The sequence below is a fragment of the Muricoccus harenae genome, assembly GCF_009848505.1.
In the GTDB taxonomy this organism is placed as follows: domain Bacteria; phylum Pseudomonadota; class Alphaproteobacteria; order Acetobacterales; family Acetobacteraceae; genus Roseomonas; species Roseomonas harenae.
The window spans coordinates 402,872-419,902 of sequence record NZ_WWDL01000001.1 but is presented as its reverse complement, the minus strand read 5'-3'; the positions used below and the strand labels follow the sequence as shown (position 1 = coordinate 419,902).

General features: G+C 70.2%; 17 protein-coding genes. 6 read left to right on the top strand and 11 right to left on the bottom strand.

Translation table 11 applies throughout. The features are described 5' to 3' along the window. Positions 1–94 precede the first annotated feature (94 nt). From sdhD to GSE44_RS01900, 4 genes are all read right to left on the bottom strand, one after another. Positions 95–484, bottom strand: coding sequence for a succinate dehydrogenase, hydrophobic membrane anchor protein (gene sdhD / locus GSE44_RS01915; protein WP_159346689.1), 390 nt, complete (start codon positions 482–484; stop codon positions 95–97). A 10-nt stretch (positions 485–494) separates the two neighbouring features. Then, a complete protein-coding gene (gene sdhC / locus GSE44_RS01910; protein ID WP_159346687.1) occupies positions 495–944 on the bottom strand; it encodes a succinate dehydrogenase, cytochrome b556 subunit in 450 nt (149 codons plus the stop codon). A gap of 173 nt (positions 945–1,117) precedes the next feature. Further along, on the bottom strand, positions 1,118–2,122 hold the full coding sequence (locus GSE44_RS01905; protein WP_159346686.1) for an aspartate-semialdehyde dehydrogenase: 1,005 nt from the start codon (positions 2,120–2,122) through the stop codon (positions 1,118–1,120). A 96-nt stretch (positions 2,123–2,218) separates the two neighbouring features. After that, a complete protein-coding gene (locus GSE44_RS01900; protein WP_159346678.1) occupies positions 2,219–4,534 on the bottom strand; it encodes a methyl-accepting chemotaxis protein in 2,316 nt (771 codons plus the stop codon). A 131-nt stretch (positions 4,535–4,665) separates the two neighbouring features. Here GSE44_RS01900 and GSE44_RS01895 point away from each other — a divergent pair, with 131 nt between their 5' ends. From GSE44_RS01895 to GSE44_RS01870, 6 genes are all read left to right on the top strand, one after another. Next, complete coding sequence (locus GSE44_RS01895; RefSeq protein WP_159346676.1) at positions 4,666–5,091, top strand: DUF1489 family protein; 426 nt, start codon at positions 4,666–4,668, stop codon at positions 5,089–5,091. A gap of 194 nt (positions 5,092–5,285) precedes the next feature. Then, complete coding sequence (locus GSE44_RS01890) at positions 5,286–6,656, top strand: 3-deoxy-D-manno-octulosonic acid transferase (RefSeq protein ID WP_235924499.1); 1,371 nt, start codon at positions 5,286–5,288, stop codon at positions 6,654–6,656. Between the two features lie 17 nt (positions 6,657–6,673). Next, on the top strand, positions 6,674–7,663 hold the full coding sequence (gene lpxK, locus GSE44_RS01885) for a tetraacyldisaccharide 4'-kinase (RefSeq protein WP_159346670.1): 990 nt from the start codon (positions 6,674–6,676) through the stop codon (positions 7,661–7,663). 104 nt (positions 7,664–7,767) lie between these two features. Then, positions 7,768–8,724 (top strand): iron exporter MbfA, encoded by a 957-nt coding sequence (gene mbfA / locus GSE44_RS01880; RefSeq protein ID WP_159346656.1) that lies wholly within the window; start codon positions 7,768–7,770, stop codon positions 8,722–8,724. Between the two features lie 76 nt (positions 8,725–8,800). Beyond that, on the top strand, positions 8,801–9,646 hold the full coding sequence (locus GSE44_RS01875) for a DUF2272 domain-containing protein (protein ID WP_235924498.1): 846 nt from the start codon (positions 8,801–8,803) through the stop codon (positions 9,644–9,646). Between the two features lie 27 nt (positions 9,647–9,673). Beyond that, positions 9,674–10,321, top strand: coding sequence for an aspartate/glutamate racemase family protein (locus GSE44_RS01870; RefSeq protein WP_159346654.1), 648 nt, complete (start codon positions 9,674–9,676; stop codon positions 10,319–10,321). On the opposite strand, the gene GSE44_RS01865 is transcribed toward GSE44_RS01870, so the two are convergent. From GSE44_RS01865 to ctaD, 7 genes are all read right to left on the bottom strand, one after another. Next, entirely contained in the window at positions 10,318–11,814 is a 1,497-nt protein-coding gene (locus tag GSE44_RS01865) for a carboxypeptidase M32 (RefSeq protein ID WP_159346653.1), read from the bottom strand. The two genes, GSE44_RS01870 and GSE44_RS01865, sit on opposite strands and share 4 nt — an antisense overlap. Further along, positions 11,811–12,497 (bottom strand): SURF1 family protein, encoded by a 687-nt coding sequence (locus GSE44_RS01860; RefSeq protein WP_159346651.1) that lies wholly within the window; start codon positions 12,495–12,497, stop codon positions 11,811–11,813. The genes GSE44_RS01865 and GSE44_RS01860 overlap by 4 nt, the downstream gene beginning before the upstream one ends. An 80-nt stretch (positions 12,498–12,577) precedes the next feature. After that, positions 12,578–13,447, bottom strand: coding sequence for a cytochrome c oxidase subunit 3 (locus GSE44_RS01855; RefSeq protein WP_159346649.1), 870 nt, complete (start codon positions 13,445–13,447; stop codon positions 12,578–12,580). A gap of 154 nt (positions 13,448–13,601) precedes the next feature. After that, positions 13,602–14,222 carry a cytochrome c oxidase assembly protein gene (locus tag GSE44_RS01850; RefSeq protein ID WP_159346647.1) on the bottom strand — a complete coding sequence of 207 codons (621 nt, stop codon included), beginning with the start codon at positions 14,220–14,222 and terminating at the stop codon, positions 13,602–13,604. Positions 14,223–14,236: 14 nt separating this feature from the next. Continuing rightward, a complete protein-coding gene (locus tag GSE44_RS01845; protein WP_159346646.1) occupies positions 14,237–14,386 on the bottom strand; it encodes a hypothetical protein in 150 nt (49 codons plus the stop codon). Then, a complete protein-coding gene (locus GSE44_RS01840) occupies positions 14,386–15,342 on the bottom strand; it encodes a heme o synthase (protein WP_159346644.1) in 957 nt (318 codons plus the stop codon). Before GSE44_RS01840 ends, GSE44_RS01845 begins: the two co-directional genes overlap by 1 nt. Before the next feature lie 69 nt (positions 15,343–15,411). Next, positions 15,412–17,013, bottom strand: a complete 1,602-nt coding sequence (gene ctaD, locus GSE44_RS01835; protein ID WP_159346642.1) for a cytochrome c oxidase subunit I — start codon at positions 17,011–17,013, stop codon at positions 15,412–15,414. Positions 17,014–17,031: the final 18 nt, after the last annotated feature.

The window sequence follows — 17,031 nt, the reverse complement described above, 5'->3', positions numbered from 1 at the left end:
CGCCCCTCAGGGCGCGGAAGCCGGACGCACGGGCGCCCGACCTGGATATGGGGAGCCTTCGCGCGGCCGGACAGGGAATGCCGCGCGAGGCGCATCAGATGGCCAACCGGAGGACGGAAAGCGCCGCCAGCAGGCCCAGCAGCACGCAGACCGCCTTGATCGCCAGGTTCGACAGCATGACCGCGCGTTCGGGGCGGACATAGTCCTCCACCACCACCTGCAGGCCGCTGGCCGTGTGGTAGAAGCCCACCGCGATCAGCACGATCAGCAGAACGGCGTTCACCGGCCGGCCGATCCATTCGGCCATTACTTCCCAGGGCGCGCCGGCCTTGGCGGCGATGGAAAAGGCGAACCAGATCATCAGGGGCAGCAGCGACAGGGAGGTGACGCGCTGCATCCACCAGTGATGCGTGCCGCCCTTGGCAGAGCCGGCGCCGCGCACGCGGCCCAACGGGGTCTGGAGGCGGGATTGATGCTCGGTCATGCGTGCCTCCTCACGAAGCCCAGGCGATGATGGCCACGATCCAGGTCAGGACCGTCATCACGCCCGTGCCGATGATCACCGCCCAGCCGGTGCGGTAGGTCGTCGGGATGTCGTAGCCATAGCCCGCATCCCAGACCAGGTGCCGCACCCCGGCCAGCGTGTGGTACCAGGCCACCGCCGTGATGCCGAACAGCATGATCACGCCGATGAAGCTGCCCATGAACCACTGCACGCCGGCATAGGCATCAGGCCCCGAGGCTGCGGCCGCCAGGAACCAGACGAAGAAGATGAGCCCGATCGCCCAGGCACTGCCGGTGATACGGTGCATGATGGAAAGCGCACTCGTCATCTGCATCATGTCGTAGACCTGCAGATGCGGGGAGAGCGGCCGGCGGACGATCGTGCCGTCCGTGCGGCGGCCGATCATGGTCGCCTCTCGCGCGTCGTGGGAATTGGCCATGCGGCGTCCTGTATTCTCGCCGGGCGCGTGACAGGTCCGCGGACGGCTGCGGGGCTTTTATGGTGCGGTACGTCAAAGCGTCAATCGCACGAAATCAAAGTGTTGCGAAGCGCTCGCAAGTAGATGGCCCGCAAGCGCTGCAGGCCCTTGTAACCGCACCCTTCTTGGCACCCTCAGATGTCCAGGACGCCCCGCCGCAGCATCTCCTCGGCGATCTGTACGGCGTTCAGCGCCCCGCCCTTGCGCAGGTTATCCCCCGCGCACCACAGGGCGAGTCCGTTCGGCACGGTCGGATCCACCCGCAGACGGGAGACGAAGACGGGATCCTCCCCCGCGGTCTCCAGTGGGGTGACATAGCCGCCATCGTCCCGGCGATCGAGCAGGGTCAGCCCCGGCGCGGCGCGGATGGCCTCCCGCGCCTCCGCCTCATCCACCGGCTGGTCGAAGGCGGCATGGATCGCAAGGGCCTGACCGATGAAAACCGGCACCCGCACGCAGGTCGCCGCCACCGCCACGCCACCCAGCAGGCGCGCCGAATCCTCGGCGATCGCTTCCTCCTCCTCCGTCACCCCGGCCTCGCCGAAGCCGCCGATATGAGGGATCAGGTTGAAGGCGATAGGCTTCGTGAACTGCTCGGGCGTGGCCGTGTCATTCACGAAAACGCCCCGGGTCTGGCTGAACAGCTCGTCCATCGCATCCCGCCCTGCGCCGGAGACGGGCTGGAGGGAGGTCACCACCACCCGCAGCAGCTTGCCCTGGGCCTGCAGCGGATGCAGCACCATGGCCAGCAGGATCGCACCGGCCGCCGGGGAGGCGACGGCGCGCGGATTCGAGGCGAGGACACCTGGATTCACTTCCGGCACCACCACCGGGGCATCGGGATCGCCCGATCCGGTCACGTCGATCACCACGCATCCGGCGCCGGTCACCTTGCGGGACAGGGAGGCCGGGGCAGGCGTGCCGGGAGCGAGGAAGGCCAGGTCCGTCTCGGACCAGTCGTGCCGCTCCACCGCCTGCACCTTGAGGTCCTGCTCCCCATAGGAGAGATTGCCCCCGACCGCGCGGCCAGTAGCCAGGGCGACAACGGAGGAGGCCGGAAAGCTTCGCTCCGCCAGCGTCTTGATGATCTCGCGCCCGAGCTGACTGCCAGCGCCGGCAACCGCAATCCGATAAGCCATCAACAAAACCCTCCCGCCGGCACCCTCCGCCGGGAACGGCGGGCCGCAGATAGGGTGGGGCGCCCCCTTTGCGCAAGCGGCGGGGGGGCGATCCCCTCAGGCGGCGCGCACTGCCCGCAGGAACCCGGCCGACTTTTCCCGCAGGATGGTGGTCTGCCCGGCCAGCGCCTCGGTGGCAGCCAGCATGCCGCCAGCAGCCTCCCCGGTCTCCTCGGCGGCGGCGCGGATCCCGGCGATCGCCTGGTTCACCGTATCCGTGCCCCCGGCCACCTGGGCGGCGCTGCGAGCAATTTCCCGCGTCGTCGCCCCCTGCTCTTCTACCGCGGCGGCGATGGCGGTGGCGATGCCGCTGGTGCGCTCGACCGTCGCCCCGATGCCGCGAATCGCCTCCACCGCACCGCTCGTCGCCGCCTGCATCTGCTGGATCTGGGTGGAGATCTCCTCCGTCGCCTTGGCGGTCTGGGCAGCCAGGGTCTTCACCTCGCTGGCCACCACCGCGAAGCCGCGCCCGGCCTCCCCGGCCCGTGCCGCCTCGATGGTGGCGTTCAGGGCAAGCAGGTTGGTCTGGCCGGCGATGCCGCCGATCAGCCGCACCACGTCGCCAATCCGGGCCGCGCTGTCGGACAGGCCGCGCACCGTGCCATCCGTCGCCCGCGCCTCGGACACGGCCTGGGCCGCCACCTCGGCCGCTTCGGCCACGCGCCGGGTGATCTCGGTGATCGAGGCCGCCATTTCCTCTGCGGCAGCGGCGACCGCGCCCACCTCGCCGCTGGCGCGGGCAGCGGCCTCGGCCACCTGCCCTGCCTCCCGGCCGGAGCGATCGGCAGTGCCATGCACCTCGCCCGCGGCACGGCGCAGCTGCTCCACCTGCCCGGCCAGGTTCTCCACCACGGCACCCACCTCCTCCTCGAAGGTATCGGCCAGCCGCGCCTCCTCCGTCGCCAGGCGCCAGGTCAGCATCGGCCCGGCATAGGCCCCGGTGCCGTCGGTGATGGCGGAAGCCTGCAGGTCCACCACCTCCGCGCCGATCGGCAAGCGAATGCGGTGCGGCAGGGAAGCGGGGTCGGAGAGGGTGGCGCGCAGCCCGGCGAGCCCCTCCAGGGGCAGCTCGTCCAGCGTCAGGCCCAGCACCGGTCCGTCCACACCCAGCCGGGCGAGCACCGCGCCCATCTCCGCATTCGTATGGGTCACGCGAAGGGAGGGGTCGGCCGCCATCAGCCCCAGCGGCATCTGCTCGATCATCTGCGCTTGGCCGAAGGCGCGCCCCACCGTGCCGCGGAGATCCTCCAGCGCCGCAGCGATCCGGCCGATCTCGTCCCGCCGCGCGCGATCCGCCATCTCGGCCGCGCCACCTGGCGAGGTATCGCCTGCCGCAATCGCCCACACCCGACCCGCGGCGCGGCGCAGCGGCCCGCCGATGGCCCGCGCACTGGCCCAGGAGGAGGCGAGCAGGATCAGCGCCACCGCGCCGCCGATCCAGAGGGTGAAGTCCTCCACATCCGCCAGCGCTCCATCCATGGCGTCGCGCTGCGCCACCTCATCATCGCGCAGGATGCGGGTGGCATCGCTCAGCGCGGCCCGCACCGCGGCCGCGCCGGGCTCGGCCTGCTCCCGGCGGATCGTCGCCAGATCGGCGATCGTGGCCAGGATCGTCTCCGACGCCTCGGCCAGCCCCGTTGCCAGCACGCCGATCCGGTTCACGTCATCCTTGAGCCGGTCCGACAGGGCGTAGGACAGCACGCCACGGAGATGCACGCGCTGCTGCGCGATGGCGCGGCGCACCCGGCGCGCCTGCGCCTCCTCGCCCGTGATCAGGAAGCGCTGGATCGCCAGCCGCACCTCGTTCGCGGCATTGCTGAAGGCCATGACGCGGCTACGCACCTCATCCACCTGGGCACGATCGGGCACCTCGAACTCCAGTGCCCCCAGCACGGCTTCCATGCCCTGGTCGAACTCGGAGTTGAGGCGATAGAGCTTGTCGTCCCGCGCCTCGATCATGCGGGAGCGGGCCTCTAGCATCCGACCTATCGCGGCCTCGTAGCCGCCCGTCGCGGGGATGGCGGCGCGCGCCGCATCGCGCGCCGCGGGGAGCGTGGTGGCCGAGGCGGCCTCCTCGGCCAGGGTCCGGGCGGCCGCCAGGGCCTCGCGCGCCTTCGCGGCGGCACCCTGGGCCGCCTGCAGGTCCTGGGCGGTGTTCAGATCGGCCTCCGCCACCGGTGCCTGGGCCGCGCGGGCGCCCGCACGCTCCACCAGGGCCAGCACCCGGGCCGCGCCGCGCAGGTTCTCCTGCTGCTGGGCCACCGCCTGCAGCTCGGACCAGACGAGGCCGACAAGCCCGGTGAGGAGAAGCATCGCCAGCCCGGCGGTGGCGCCGAGCTTCCGGGCGACGGATAGGTTCTGGAACGCGCGCATGGCCTTGGACCGCCCCTTCAACTGAACGGCCCCCAGTCTGCGTGGCGATTCCCTAACCGACCGATAAGCACGGGCTCCGGCTGCGGCATCGCGCCTTGCACGGCGCCCGCTGAGAGCGCAGATCGCCTGGCGTGCTGCACATCATCAAGCTGGCCGTGGGGCCGAAGGACGTGGCCGCGATGGCCCGCGCGCAGGCGGCCCGCGCGGCGAGCGCCGAAGGCCTGCGCCATGTTACCCGCATGACGCCGCGCCGGGCGCCGGAGATCCTGCAGGGCGGCTCGCTCTACTGGGTGGTGGCGGGGATCCTCAGCGTGCGCCAACGGATCCTGGCGCTCGAGCCGGTGAAGCGTGCCGACGGCACGGCGGCCACGGCCATCATCCTCGAGCCTGGGCTGGTGCCGGTGCATCCCCGACCGATGAAGCCCTTCCAGGGCTGGCGCTACCTCACGGCGGAGTCCGCGCCGCCCGACCTGGCGGCTGGCGAGGCAGTGGCAGAAGGCATCGAGGCCCTGCCCCCGAAGCTGCGCCGAGAGCTGGCCATTCTCGGGCTGCTGTAGCCCTGCCCATGGGCCGTGCCCGTGACCTGCAGGCGGACCCGTGTTAGGGCCGCCGCATCCCATGGCACGCTTCCCATGCTCCGGCGGCTGACCGCCCCCTCCTGCCCCAGGCCCGCGCAGCCTGGCCCCCAGGCATTTCCTTCACGCCGGCGCATTGAAGAAGGCGCCTCCACCACCTCCCTGGCTAGAGCGGCTTGAGCACGCCCCCCGAACCGGGCTGGTGCGCCGCGCTACCGCTCCTGGCCTGGCGCGCCGCGACCACGGCCGCAGCCCCCCTCATGCCGCTCTGGCTCACGCGTCGGGCGCGCCGCGGCAAGGAGGATCCCGCACGACTGCGCGAGCGCCGTGGCGAGGGGGCGGACCGCCCGGCCGGGCCGCTCCTCTGGTTGCATGGCGCCAGCGTGGGCGAAAGCCAGTCGGCCCTGCCGCTGATCGAGGCGCTGGCCGCCACACGCCCGGCCCTGCACTTCCTGGTCACCACCGGCACCGTCACCGCCGCGCGGCTGCTGGAGGAGCGCCTGCCGCCCTCCCTGGCCGCCCGGGTGCAGCACCGCTTCGCGCCGCTGGACGTGCCGGGGCATGTCGCCCGCTTCCTCGATGGCTGGCGACCAGATGCCGCGGTGTTCATCGAGAGCGAGATCTGGCCGAACCTCATCCTTGCCGCCGCAGCGCGGGGCGTGCCGATGGCGCTGGTGAATGCACGGGTCTCCGCCCGCTCCGCGAAGGGCTGGGGTCGGATGCCGGGGATGGCAAGGCGGCTCTTCGGCGCCTTCCGGCTGGTGATCGCGCAGACGGAGCTGGATGCGGCACGCCTGCGTGCGCTGGGGGCCGAATCCGCCCGCGCCTGGGGTAACCTGAAATTCGCCGCCCGCCCCCTGCCCGCGCCCGAACCCGCCCTCGCCGCCCTGCGCAGGGCCATCGGCGCCCGCCCCGTGCTGCTGGCCGCCAGCACGCATCCGGGCGAGGAGGCTCAGATTGCCGAGGCCCATGGGCTGTTGCGCGCGCGCCTGCCAGATCTGCTGACCATCGTCGCCCCGCGGCACCCGGAGCGCGGTCCGGCCCTGGCGCGGGAATTGGCTTCCCTCCTGGCCGCAGACGAGGGCCCACCGCCCCTCGTGCTGCGGTCTGGCGGCGCGCTGCCGACGCCCGGCACCGCGATCTATGTTGCCGACACCCTCGGCGAGCTCGGCCTGCTCTACCGTGTCGCCGGAGCGGCGCTGATTGGCGGATCCCTCATTCCCCATGGCGGGCAGAACCCCCTGGAAGCGGCCCGGCTCGGCTGCCCCATCCTGCTGGGGCCCCACACTGCCAACTTCACCGCCATCGCCGACCGGCTGCTCGGGGCCGGAGCCGCCCTGCGGGTGGCGGATTCCGCCGCGCTGGCCGAGGCGGCGGCGCTCGTGCTAACCGATCCGCTCCGGGCCCGGTCCATGACCTCAGCCGCCGCCCGGATCGCGGCGGATGCCGGGGCCCTGCCCGAACGGATGGCCGTCGCGATCGAGACTCTCCTGCCCGCTTTCTCGCTGTCCCCCTCCGGGACCGGGGCCGCGGCAGGACCAGGATAAGGACGCCCGACGGCACCATGCGTGCCCCCGATTTCTGGACCGGGGACGGAAGGGGAATCGCGCCCTTTCTGCTCTCCCCTATCTCCGCCCTCTATGCCCGGGCCACCGAGCGCCGCGTGGCCAAGCCTGGCTGGCGCGCGCCCATACCGGTGATCTGCTGCGGCAATGCCACGGCAGGCGGCGCCGGCAAGACGGGCCTCGCCCTCGATATCGGCCAGCGCCTGGCCAACCGGGGCGTGGCCGTGCATTTCCTCACCCGCGGCTATGGCGGCAAGCTGCGCGGGCCCGTCCGCGTCGAGCCCGGCCGGCATGATAGCCAGGCCGTGGGAGACGAAGCCCTGCTCCTGGCCGCCGAGCGCCCCACCTGGGTCGCGTCGGACCGTGCCGCTGGCGCCCGCGCCGCGATCGAAGCCGGTGCCCAGGTGCTGGTAATGGATGACGGGCTGCAGAACCCGACGCTGGAAAAGGACCTCTCCTTCCTCGCAGTCGATGGTTCCTACGGCTTCGGCAACGGGCGGGTGATCCCCTCCGGCCCGCTTCGCGAGCCGGTGGCCAACGCCGCTTCCCGCGCCCAGGCCGCCGTGCTGATGGGCAATGACGATCACGGCGCCCTGGCGCAGCTCCCCCCCGGCATGCCCGTTCTCCGCGCCCGCACCGTGCCGGGACCGGAGGCGGCGCAGCTGAAGGGCCAGCCGGTCTTTGCCTTCTGCGGCATCGCCAATCCGCGCAAGTTCTTCACCACCCTCTCGGAGGCGGGTGCCATCATCGCTGGCCGCGCCTCGTACGCGGACCATTATCCCTATGACGCCGGCGATCTGCGCGAGCTGTTGGCCGAGGCCGACCGGCTGCGCGCCGTGCCGGTGACGACGCGCAAGGACTTCGTCCGCATCCCGCCCGCCTTCCGCGCGCGGGTCACGGTGGTAACGGTGACGCTGGCCTGGGACGAACCGGCGCAGCTCGAGATGATGCTGGACCCGCTTGCGGGGCGCGTGCCGGTCCCGGCCTAGCCGGGCCGGCCGTGCGGCTGCAATCGAGAATGCCTCCCGATTGCGGTTAACCGCCTGATTTCATTGTCCTTCCCTTCCCGCCCCCGCAGGCGCTACCAAGGGGCATGAAGCGCTTCGAGGACCTGTCGGAGGCCGAAACCCTCGCCCTCGCCATCGCGAATGAGGAGGAGGATTCGCGGATCTACGCGACCTTCGCCATGCGGCTGCGGCGGGATTTCCCCGCCACGGCGGCGGTGTTCGACGGCATGGCGACGGAGGAGAACAGCCACCGCAACCAGCTTCTCGCCCTGTATGAGCAGAAGTTCGGGCGCGAACTTCCGCTCATCACTCGCCAGGACGTCCGCGGCTTCCTCCGCCGCAACCCGATCTGGCTGGCCGAGGATCTGCGGATCGACCAGGTGCGCCGCCAGACATCGGTGATGGAGCTGGAGGCGGGTGAGTTCTACGCCCGCGCCGCGGAACGCGCCCGCGACACCGAGGTGCGCCGCCTGCTGGGCGATCTGGCTCTCGTCGAGCGCAAGCACGAGGCGGTCGCCCATCGACTTGAGCAGACGCATCTGACCGAATCGGCGCGCGCCGGCGAGGCCGAGACGTCCCGGCGCCTGCTCGTGCTGCAGATCGTCCAGCCGGCCCTGGCGGGGCTGATCGACGGCTCCGTCTCCACCCTCGCCCCCATCTTCGCCGCGGCCTTCGCCACCCATTCGACGCATGACACCTTCCTGGTCGGCCTCGCCGCCTCGGTTGGCGCCGGCATCTCCATGGGACTGACCGAGGCGATGTCGGATGATGGCGCCATCACCGGTCGCGGCCGTCCCTGGATTCGTGGCCTCGCCTGCGGGCTCGCGACGATGCTCGGCGGGCTCGGCCATGCGCTGCCCTATCTCATCCCCGATTTCTGGACCGCCACCGCCGTCGCCGCCGTGGTGGTGGTGGTGGAGCTGATCGCGATTGCCTGGATCCGCTGGCGCTACATGGAGACACCTTTCACCGGCGCGCTTGTGCAGATCGTGCTGGGCGGGCTGCTGGTTCTGCTGGCCGGCATCTTCATCGGCAGCGGCTGAGCCGCCCTCCCCAAGACCCGGACCTCATTGTAGAAGCGGGACGAAACCCGGTCATGCTACGCCGCGATACCTGCTCATGCGCCAGCTGCCGCTCCTTGCCTTCCTCCTGCTCGTGGCCGCCTGCGCCACCACCGAAGCCCCGTCCGATAAGGCCCCGCCACGCACCGCCGCCAAGCGCGAAGCGGTCGGCCCCGGGGCCGCTGGATTGGTTGCCGTCGCCGAGCGGGAATGGCGCGACTGGGGGAGCATCACGGTGGAAGGCTGGCCCGCGGCGCTGGACCGCACGCCGGACGCCACGCCCGCGCTGTTCGACCGGCTGATGGCCTATTGGTCCGCCACCCCCGAGGGGCCGGAGGTCACCAACGCGCATCTCCACTACCGCGACACCATTGCCGCGCCCGAGGCCTCCACCGCCTCCCTCGACCCCGTCTCCGGGCTGCCCTTCAACGTAGTGCCGGCGAATGTCGCGATCTCCGCCTATAACCATCCCGCCTGGTCGGCAGCCTTCATCAGCTATTCGGTGGGCGGCGCCGGCATCCCGCGTGCGGATTTCGACCCTTCGGCCAGCCACGCGCTCTATCTCGACCGATTGCTCGAAAGCGCGATGCTCTACCCGGAGAATGCCGCCTTCCGCCCGCATGCCCTAGCGGACTACGCCCCACGCCCGGGCGACCTGATCTGCGCCGACCGCTCGGCCGAGCCCCTGCCAAGCTGGCAGGCGCGGCTGGCCGAGCCGGGCCGTTTCCGTCCCATGCATTGCGACATCGTGGTGCGCGCCGGCGGCGGGTCACTGGAGATGATCGGCGGCAATGTCCTGGATGTGGTGCTGCGCCGGCGCGTCCCGACCGATGCGGAGGGGCATGTGCAGCAGCCGCCCCTCGACCGCCCTCCCTATTTCGTGGTCCTCGAGAACCGGCGGTAGCATGGGCGGTCCGACCAGGAGTCTTCCATGCCGCGCATTGCCTGCCTCCATACCGCCGAGAGCAATGCCGCTGTCTTCGACGCCGCCCTGCGGGAACTCGACCTGCCAGGGGTGGAGCTCAAGCATGATGTCCGGCCCGGACTGCTCGCGGAAGCGGAGCGCTCCGGCGGCCTGCCCCCGGAACTCAAGGCCCGTACGGAGGAGGCGCTGCATGCCCTCTGCAACGGCGCCGACGCGGTGCTGCTGACTTGCTCCACCCTCGGGCCGGTGGCCGAAACCGCGGCCCGGACGGGATCCTGCCCCATTCTGCGCGTGGACGCCGCCCTCGCCGCGGAGGCCGTGCGGGACGGCGGCCGGGTGGTCGTGCTCTGCTCGGCGGAAACCACCATCGTGCCGACGCGCCTGTTGTTCGAGGACGCGGCACAGCGGACCGGGGCGACGATCACCATGCGGCTGGTCCCCGGCGCCTGGGATGCCTTTCGGGCTGGGGAGGCGAAGCGCTACCATTCCCTCATCGCCCAGGCGGCCGAGGCAGCCTCGCATGGCGGCGCCACCCGCGTGGCACTCGCCCAGGCCTCGATGGCGGGCGCCGCGCGGCTCGCCGCGATCGAACCCCCTGCCCTCTCCAGCCCGGAGGCAGGCCTCCGGGCGGCGCTGGAAGCGCTGCGCGGCTAGGTCGTCAGGTAGCGGCCGCGCAGGTGCTCCATGAAGGCCGCGGCGTCGAGTGGCCTGCCGGTGGCCGCTGTCATCAGGTCCTGAAAGCCCAGCCGCGAGCCCTGGCCGTGCACTGAGGCACGCAGCCAGCCCATCAGCGGCCCGAAATCGCCCTGCCGGAGCGAATCATCCAGGCCCGGCAGCGCCGCGCGCGCCGCCGCCATCAGCTGTGCCGCCGCCATGGCCCCCAGCGTGTAGGAAGGGAAATAGCCGAAGGCACCATCATGCCAGTGGATGTCCTGCAGGCAGCCACGCGCATCGTCGGGCGGGGTGATGCCGAGCAGGGATTGCATTCCCTCAGCCCAGGCGCCCGGCAACTCGGCCACCCGCAGATCGCCGCCAATCAGCGCCCGCTCCAGCCGGAAGCGGAGGATGACATGGGCGGGGTAGGTCAGCTCATCCGCCTCGGTGCGGATGAAGCCGCGCTCCACGCGGCGCCAGAGGCGCGCCAGGTTCTCGGGCGCATAAGGCGCTGGATCGCCGCCGAAAGCCGCCTGCAGCTCCGGCCCAAGCCAGGTGAGGAAGGCGTCGGAGCGGCTGGCCTGCATCTCGACCAGCAGGCTCTGGGATTCATGCGCGGCCATGCCGGCGGCCTCGCCCACGGGCTGGCGGGCATAGGTCCCGGGCAGGCCGCGCTCGTACATCGCGTGGCCGGTCTCATGCAGGATGCCGAGCATCGCCTGCTCGAAGGACTCGGGCGTGTAGCGGGTGGTGATCCGCACATCCGTCGGCGTGCCGCCGCAGAAGGGGTGCAGGCTCTCATCCAGCCGGGCGTGGTCGTAATCGAGGCCGACCCGCTCCGACAGGCTGCGCCCAAGGGCGCGCTGCACCTCCGTGGGGAAAGGTCCCTTCGGCTGAATGGGCGCGGGGCGGCGGGCCTGGATCTCCTCGGCACGCGGAAGGGCGTCGCTGAGGAAGGCCTCATAGGCGGTGAAGATCGGCTCCACATCGGCGGCGCCAATGCCGGGCTGGAAGCCATCCATCAGCGCATCATAGGCCGAGAGGCCGGTGGCGGCGGCCAGCGCGGCGGCGGATTCGCGCTGCAGCGCCACCACCTCCTCCAGCCAGGGGCACACGGCGGCGAAATCGGACCTCGCCCGCGCGTCGCGCCACACCTTCTCGCAAGCGGAATTGGCGCGGGCGGTCGCCTCCACCAGCGCGGCGGGCAGCGCCGTGGCGCGGGTGTGGGCGCGGCGCATGAGGGCGAGATTGGCCTCGTCCCAGGGCCCCTCGGCACTGGCTGCGGCCAGGTCCTCGGCCACTTCGGGCGCCACCAGCATCCCGTGCGACACGCCTGCCAGCACGGCCAGCTGTTCCCCGCGCGCTGCGCCGCCGCCGGGCGGCATCATCGCCGAGGCGTCCCAATGCAGCATGGCGGCCGCCTCGCCGATGGTGGCGATGCGCGCGAAGCGATCCTTCAGCCGGGCATAGGCGCTGGAATCGGTGTTGCTCACGAATCTTCCTTCCTGACGGCCCAGGCGATCAGCACCCCGACAAGGGAGGCCGCCAGCCCGTACCAGGTGATGGCATAGCCAAGATGGGAATTCCGAGGGCGCGGCAGGGTGAGGGCCGGCTGCGGCAGCGCCTCGCCCCGACGCGGTCCGGCCAGCGCCACCAGCAGGTCCGGGGCCACGCTGGGCAGCCCAAGTGCCGCCCCGATGGCCTGGGGATCGGCGGTGTAGAAGCGACGGCCGGCGGTGTCGTCCGTGGCGGCGAAGAAGTCGCGCTCCTGCGGCGGGGAGACATAGCCGGTGACGGTCACTTCCCCCTCCGGCCGCTCGATCGCGAGGCGGGCGCGCGCCATCGGAACCCAGCCGCGATTCACCAGCATGGTGGGAAGCCCCTGCATCTCGAAGGGCGTGACCAGATGCGTGCCGAGCTGGTTGCCGCGCACCTCCACGCCGAGGCTCGCCTCCAGCTCGTGGCGGAAGCGGCCCCTCGCCTGCACCTTGGTGTAGGGCTGCGGAGAGGCGGTCAGCGGCACGGGCGGGCCCGCCTCGGCCATTGCGATCTGCGCCAGCAGATCGGTCTTCCAGTGCAGGCGCCGCACCTGCCAGGTCCCGAGCGCCAGCAGGATCGCCAGCACCGGGATCGAGGCCAGCACGGCCGGAAGAATTCGCCGCCAGCGGGGCGCCATGGGGGAGCCTTTTCAGAGAACCGAAATGAAGAACCCCGCCCGGCGGGCCGGACGGGGTTCGGAGCTTCGGCCGGGGAGCCTCAGTGCTGGGCGATCTCGCCCGCGCCCCACAGATAGATGCAGACGAAGAGGAACAGCCAAACCACGTCCACGAAGTGCCAGTACCAGGCGGCCGCCTCGAAGCCGAAGTGCCGGCGCGGGGTGAAGTCGCCACCCACGGCGCGGAAGAAGCATACCGCGAGGAAGATGGTGCCGACGATCACGTGGAAGCCGTGGAAGCCAGTGGCAAGGAAGAAGGTGGAGGAGTAAATGCCGCCGCCTGCGAAGGCGAAGGGCGCCTCGGCATATTCCACCGCCTGCAGGGTGGTGAAGAACAGGCCCAGCAGCACGGTAATGGCCAGGCCTTGGATCAAGCCCTTGCGGTCGCCCTCGATCAGCGCGTGATGCGCCCAGGTGACCGTGCAGCCCGAGAGCAGCAGGATCATCGTGTTCAGGAAGGGCAGGCCGAAGGGATCGAAGGTGTGGATGCCCTTGGGCGGCCAGATCGCGGTCTCAGCGCCGGCCACGTGCTCGGGATAGAGCGCGAAGTGGAAATAGGCCCAGAAGAAGGCCACGAAGAACATCACCTCGGAGGCGATGAACAGCATCATGCCGTAGCGCAGGCCGATCCGCACGATCGGGGTGTGCACGCCGGGGACCTTCGATTCGCGGATGACGTCGCGCCACCAGAAGAACATCGAGGCCAGCGTGCCGAGCAGGCCGAGGCCGAGCACCCAGTGGATGTTGTAATGCGCCCACATCACGATCCCGAGCAGAAGGCAGCCCGCCGAGAAGGCGGAGACCAGCGGCCAGGGGGACGGATCCACCAGGTGGTACGGGTGCTTGTGCGGCGCCGGCGGCTCGTTCGGATCGAGCGAGATGTCGGCGGTGGTGGTGTCGAGGGAAGCCATCGCGCGTCCTGGTGATGCGGGGCCGAGGCCCCCCTGGTAAGTTGCGAAGCCGGAGGCCCCGGGCGTCTCGGACCATCAATCCCGCAAACGCGCGCAAGGATCAAGGGTTAGGGACCAAGGCTTCGGCCTGCAGAACTCGTGGGCCGGCAAGCGCCTAGCGCGTGGCCGTCGGCTGAGTCCCCATTCGCCCAACATGCGGCCCGGCGCTGGCGAGCACGCCCGCGCGCTCGGCATCGGCCAGGGTGCGGAAGAAGGTGTAGTTCAGGGTGATGGTGTGGATGTCGCGCGTGCTCGGGTCCCGCGCCATCGCCGGGTCCACCCAGAAGCTGACCGGCATCTCGACGGACTGGCCAGGTTGCAGCGTCTGCGCGTCGAAGCAGAAGCAGGCGGTCTTGTGGAAGTACTTGCCCACCACCTCCGGCGTAACGTTGTAGGTGGCCACCCCTTCCACCGGGACGTTCGCCTCATTGGCCGCGCGATAGAAGGCAAGGCCCTGCTGGCCGAGATGGATAGGAAGCGCGTTCTGCGCCGCCTCGAAGCGCCAGGGCAGCGAGGGGTGGGTGTTCGCGGCGAAGCGCACCGTCACCTCGCGCTCCACTGCGCCGGGCGCGGCCGGGCCGCCGGTCTGCACCGTGCCGTTGTAGCCGGTGACGCGGCAGAACACCGCGTAGAGCGGCACCGCTGCGAAGGAAAGGCCCACCATGCCCGCCACCGTCCCGAAGGCGGCGAGGACCACGCGCCGGTTGCGGCGGGCAAGCCCGTCCTTGCTATCCATTGGAACCAGTTCCCTCAACTGACGGAGGAGGTCAGCTTCGCCATGGTGATCAGGTAGAAGATGATCACCAGCGCGATCAGGACCACGATCATGCCGATGTTCCGACTGCGGCGCCGGCGGAGGAAGGCAACTTCCTCCTCCTTGGTCATGCGGGCGGGTTCCATCAGCTGATGATTCCCAGTGCGCTCAGCCAGTGGTCAATGGCCAGGGCGCTGAACAACCCCGCCAGGTGCAGCAGCGAGAAGCGGAAGGCGTTGCGCGCGGCCACGTCGCCGATCAGACTCACGCCCTTGCGGTCCTGTGGCTCCGCCAGCACGCGCAGGGCGTGGAACAGGAAGCCGGCGCCGAGCGAGATGGCGAAGGCGCCATAGACCCAGCCGGCCAGGCCCAGCAGCGTCGGCAACAGCCCCAACGGCGCCAGCACCAGCGTGTAAAGCATGATCTGGCGCCGCGTTTCCTTCGCGCCGGAGACCACCGGCAGCATCGGCACGCCGGCCCGCTGGTAGTCGTCATGCGCCCAGAGACTGAGGGACCAGAAATGGGGGGGCGTCCAGGCAAAGACGATGGCGAATAGGATGAGCGGCAGGACATCCACGCTGCCCGTCACCGCCACCCACCCGATGATCGGCGGGAAGGCCCCGGCGGCGCCGCCAATGACGATGTTCTGCGGCGTCCGGCGCTTCAGCCACATGGTGTAGATGAAGACGTAGAACAGGATCGATCCGGCCAGCCAGGCCCCGGCCGCCCAATTGGTGGCCAGTCCCATCAGCATGACGGAAAGGCCGGACAGGATCACGCCGAAGCTCAGCGCCGCCTCCGGCGCGATGCGGCCGGCGGGGATGGGGCGGCGGGCGGTGCGACGCATCACCGCGTCGATGTCGCGGTCGTACCACATGTTGATGCAGCCGGCGGCGCCCGCCCCCAGGGCGATGCAGAAGATGGCGGCAGCACCCAGCACCGGGTGGATGTGCCCAGGCGCCACCAGCATCCCCACCAGCCCGGTGAAGACAACCAGGGTCATCACCCGGGGCTTGAGGAGCGCGAACCAGTCGCGCAGCTCCGACCAGTCGGCGGAAATGGCAAGGGGGGCCGTGGCCCCCCTATCGATCAGGTCACTCATGGCAGGTCACTCATGGTGCCGCTCCATAGCCCCCCGGAGCGGCGAACCGCAACCGGGAAGCGTAGGCCATCAACGGATACGGGGCAGTTCCTCGAAAGTGTGGAAGGGCGGGGGGGAGGAAACCTGCCACTCCAGTGTCGTCGCACCTTCGCCCCAGGGGTTCGCCTCGGCCTTCTGCTTCCGCAGGAAGGTCAGGGCGACCACGTAGATGAAGACCAGGAAGGAGATGCCCGAGATATAGGCACCCACCGACGCCACCATGTTCCAGCCTGCAAAAGCGTCGGGGTAGTCCGGATAGCGGCGCGGCATGCCCTGCGCACCCAGGAAGTGCATCGGGAAGAAGGTCAGGTTCACGCCGATGAAGGTGAGCCAGAAGTGGATCTGGCCCCAGCGCTCCGGGTACTGGTAGCCGCTCATCTTGCCGATCCAGTAGTAGAAGCCGGCATAGATGCCGAAGACGGCGCCCAGCGACAGCACGTAGTGGAAGTGCGCGATGACGTAATAGGTGTTGTGCAGGATCACGTCGACGCCGGCATTGGCCAGCTTCACGCCCGTGACACCGCCGACGGTGAACAGGAAGACAAAGCCGATGGCGAAAAGCATCGGCGTCTTGAAGCTCAACGACCCGCCCCACATCGTTGCGATCCAGGAGAAGATCTTGATGCCGGTCGGGACGGCGATGATCATCGTCGCCGCCATGAAGTAGGCCCGCGTGTCCACCGAGATGCCCGAGGTGAACATGTGGTGCGCCCAGACCACGAAGCCGACCACGCCGATGGCCACCATGGCATAGGCCATGCCGAGATAGCCGAAGATCGGCTTGCGGCTGAAGGTGGACAGGACGTGGGAGACAATGCCGAAGGCCGGCAGGATCATGATGTAGACTTCGGGGTGGCCGAAGAACCAGAACAGGTGCTGGAACAGCACCGGGTCGCCACCGCCCTCGGGCTTGAAGAAGGCGGTGCCGAAGTTGCGGTCCGTGATCAGCATGGTGATCGCACCGCCGAGGACAGGCACGGACAGCAGCAGCAGGAAGGCGGTGACGAGCATGCCCCACACAAAGAGCGGCATCTTATGCAGCGTCATGCCCGGGGCGCGCATGTTGAAGATGGTGGTGATGAAGTTGGCCGCGCCCAGGATCGAGGAGGCGCCGGCCAGGTGCAGGCCGAACAGGGCCATGTCGAGGCCCGGGCCGCCCTGGTACTGGCTGTCCGACAGCGGCGGATACAGCGTCCAGCCCGTGCCCGTGCCGCCCACGAAGAGGCTGCCGATCGTCAGCATGAAGGCCGGAACCAGCAGCCAGAAGGAGATGTTGTTCAGGCGCGGGAAGGCCATGTCCGGCGCGCCGATCATGATCGGCACGAACCAGTTGCCGAAGCCGCCGATCAGCGCGGGCATGACGACGTAGAACACCATCAGGATGCCGTGGGCCGTGACGGCGACGTTCCACATCTGGCCATCGGCAAAGAACTGCATCCCGGGGGACTGCAGCTCGAGCCGCATCAGCATGGACAGAGCGACGCCGACGAAAGCCGCCACTACCGCGAAGATGATGTAGAGGCTGCCGATGTCCTTGTGGTTGGTCGAGAAGAACCAGCGCGACAGGAAGCCTGGCGCATGGTCGTGATGGGCATCGTGCCCGTGATCGGTGTCGTGCGCGGGGTGCGCCATGGTGCTCTTCCTGTCAGG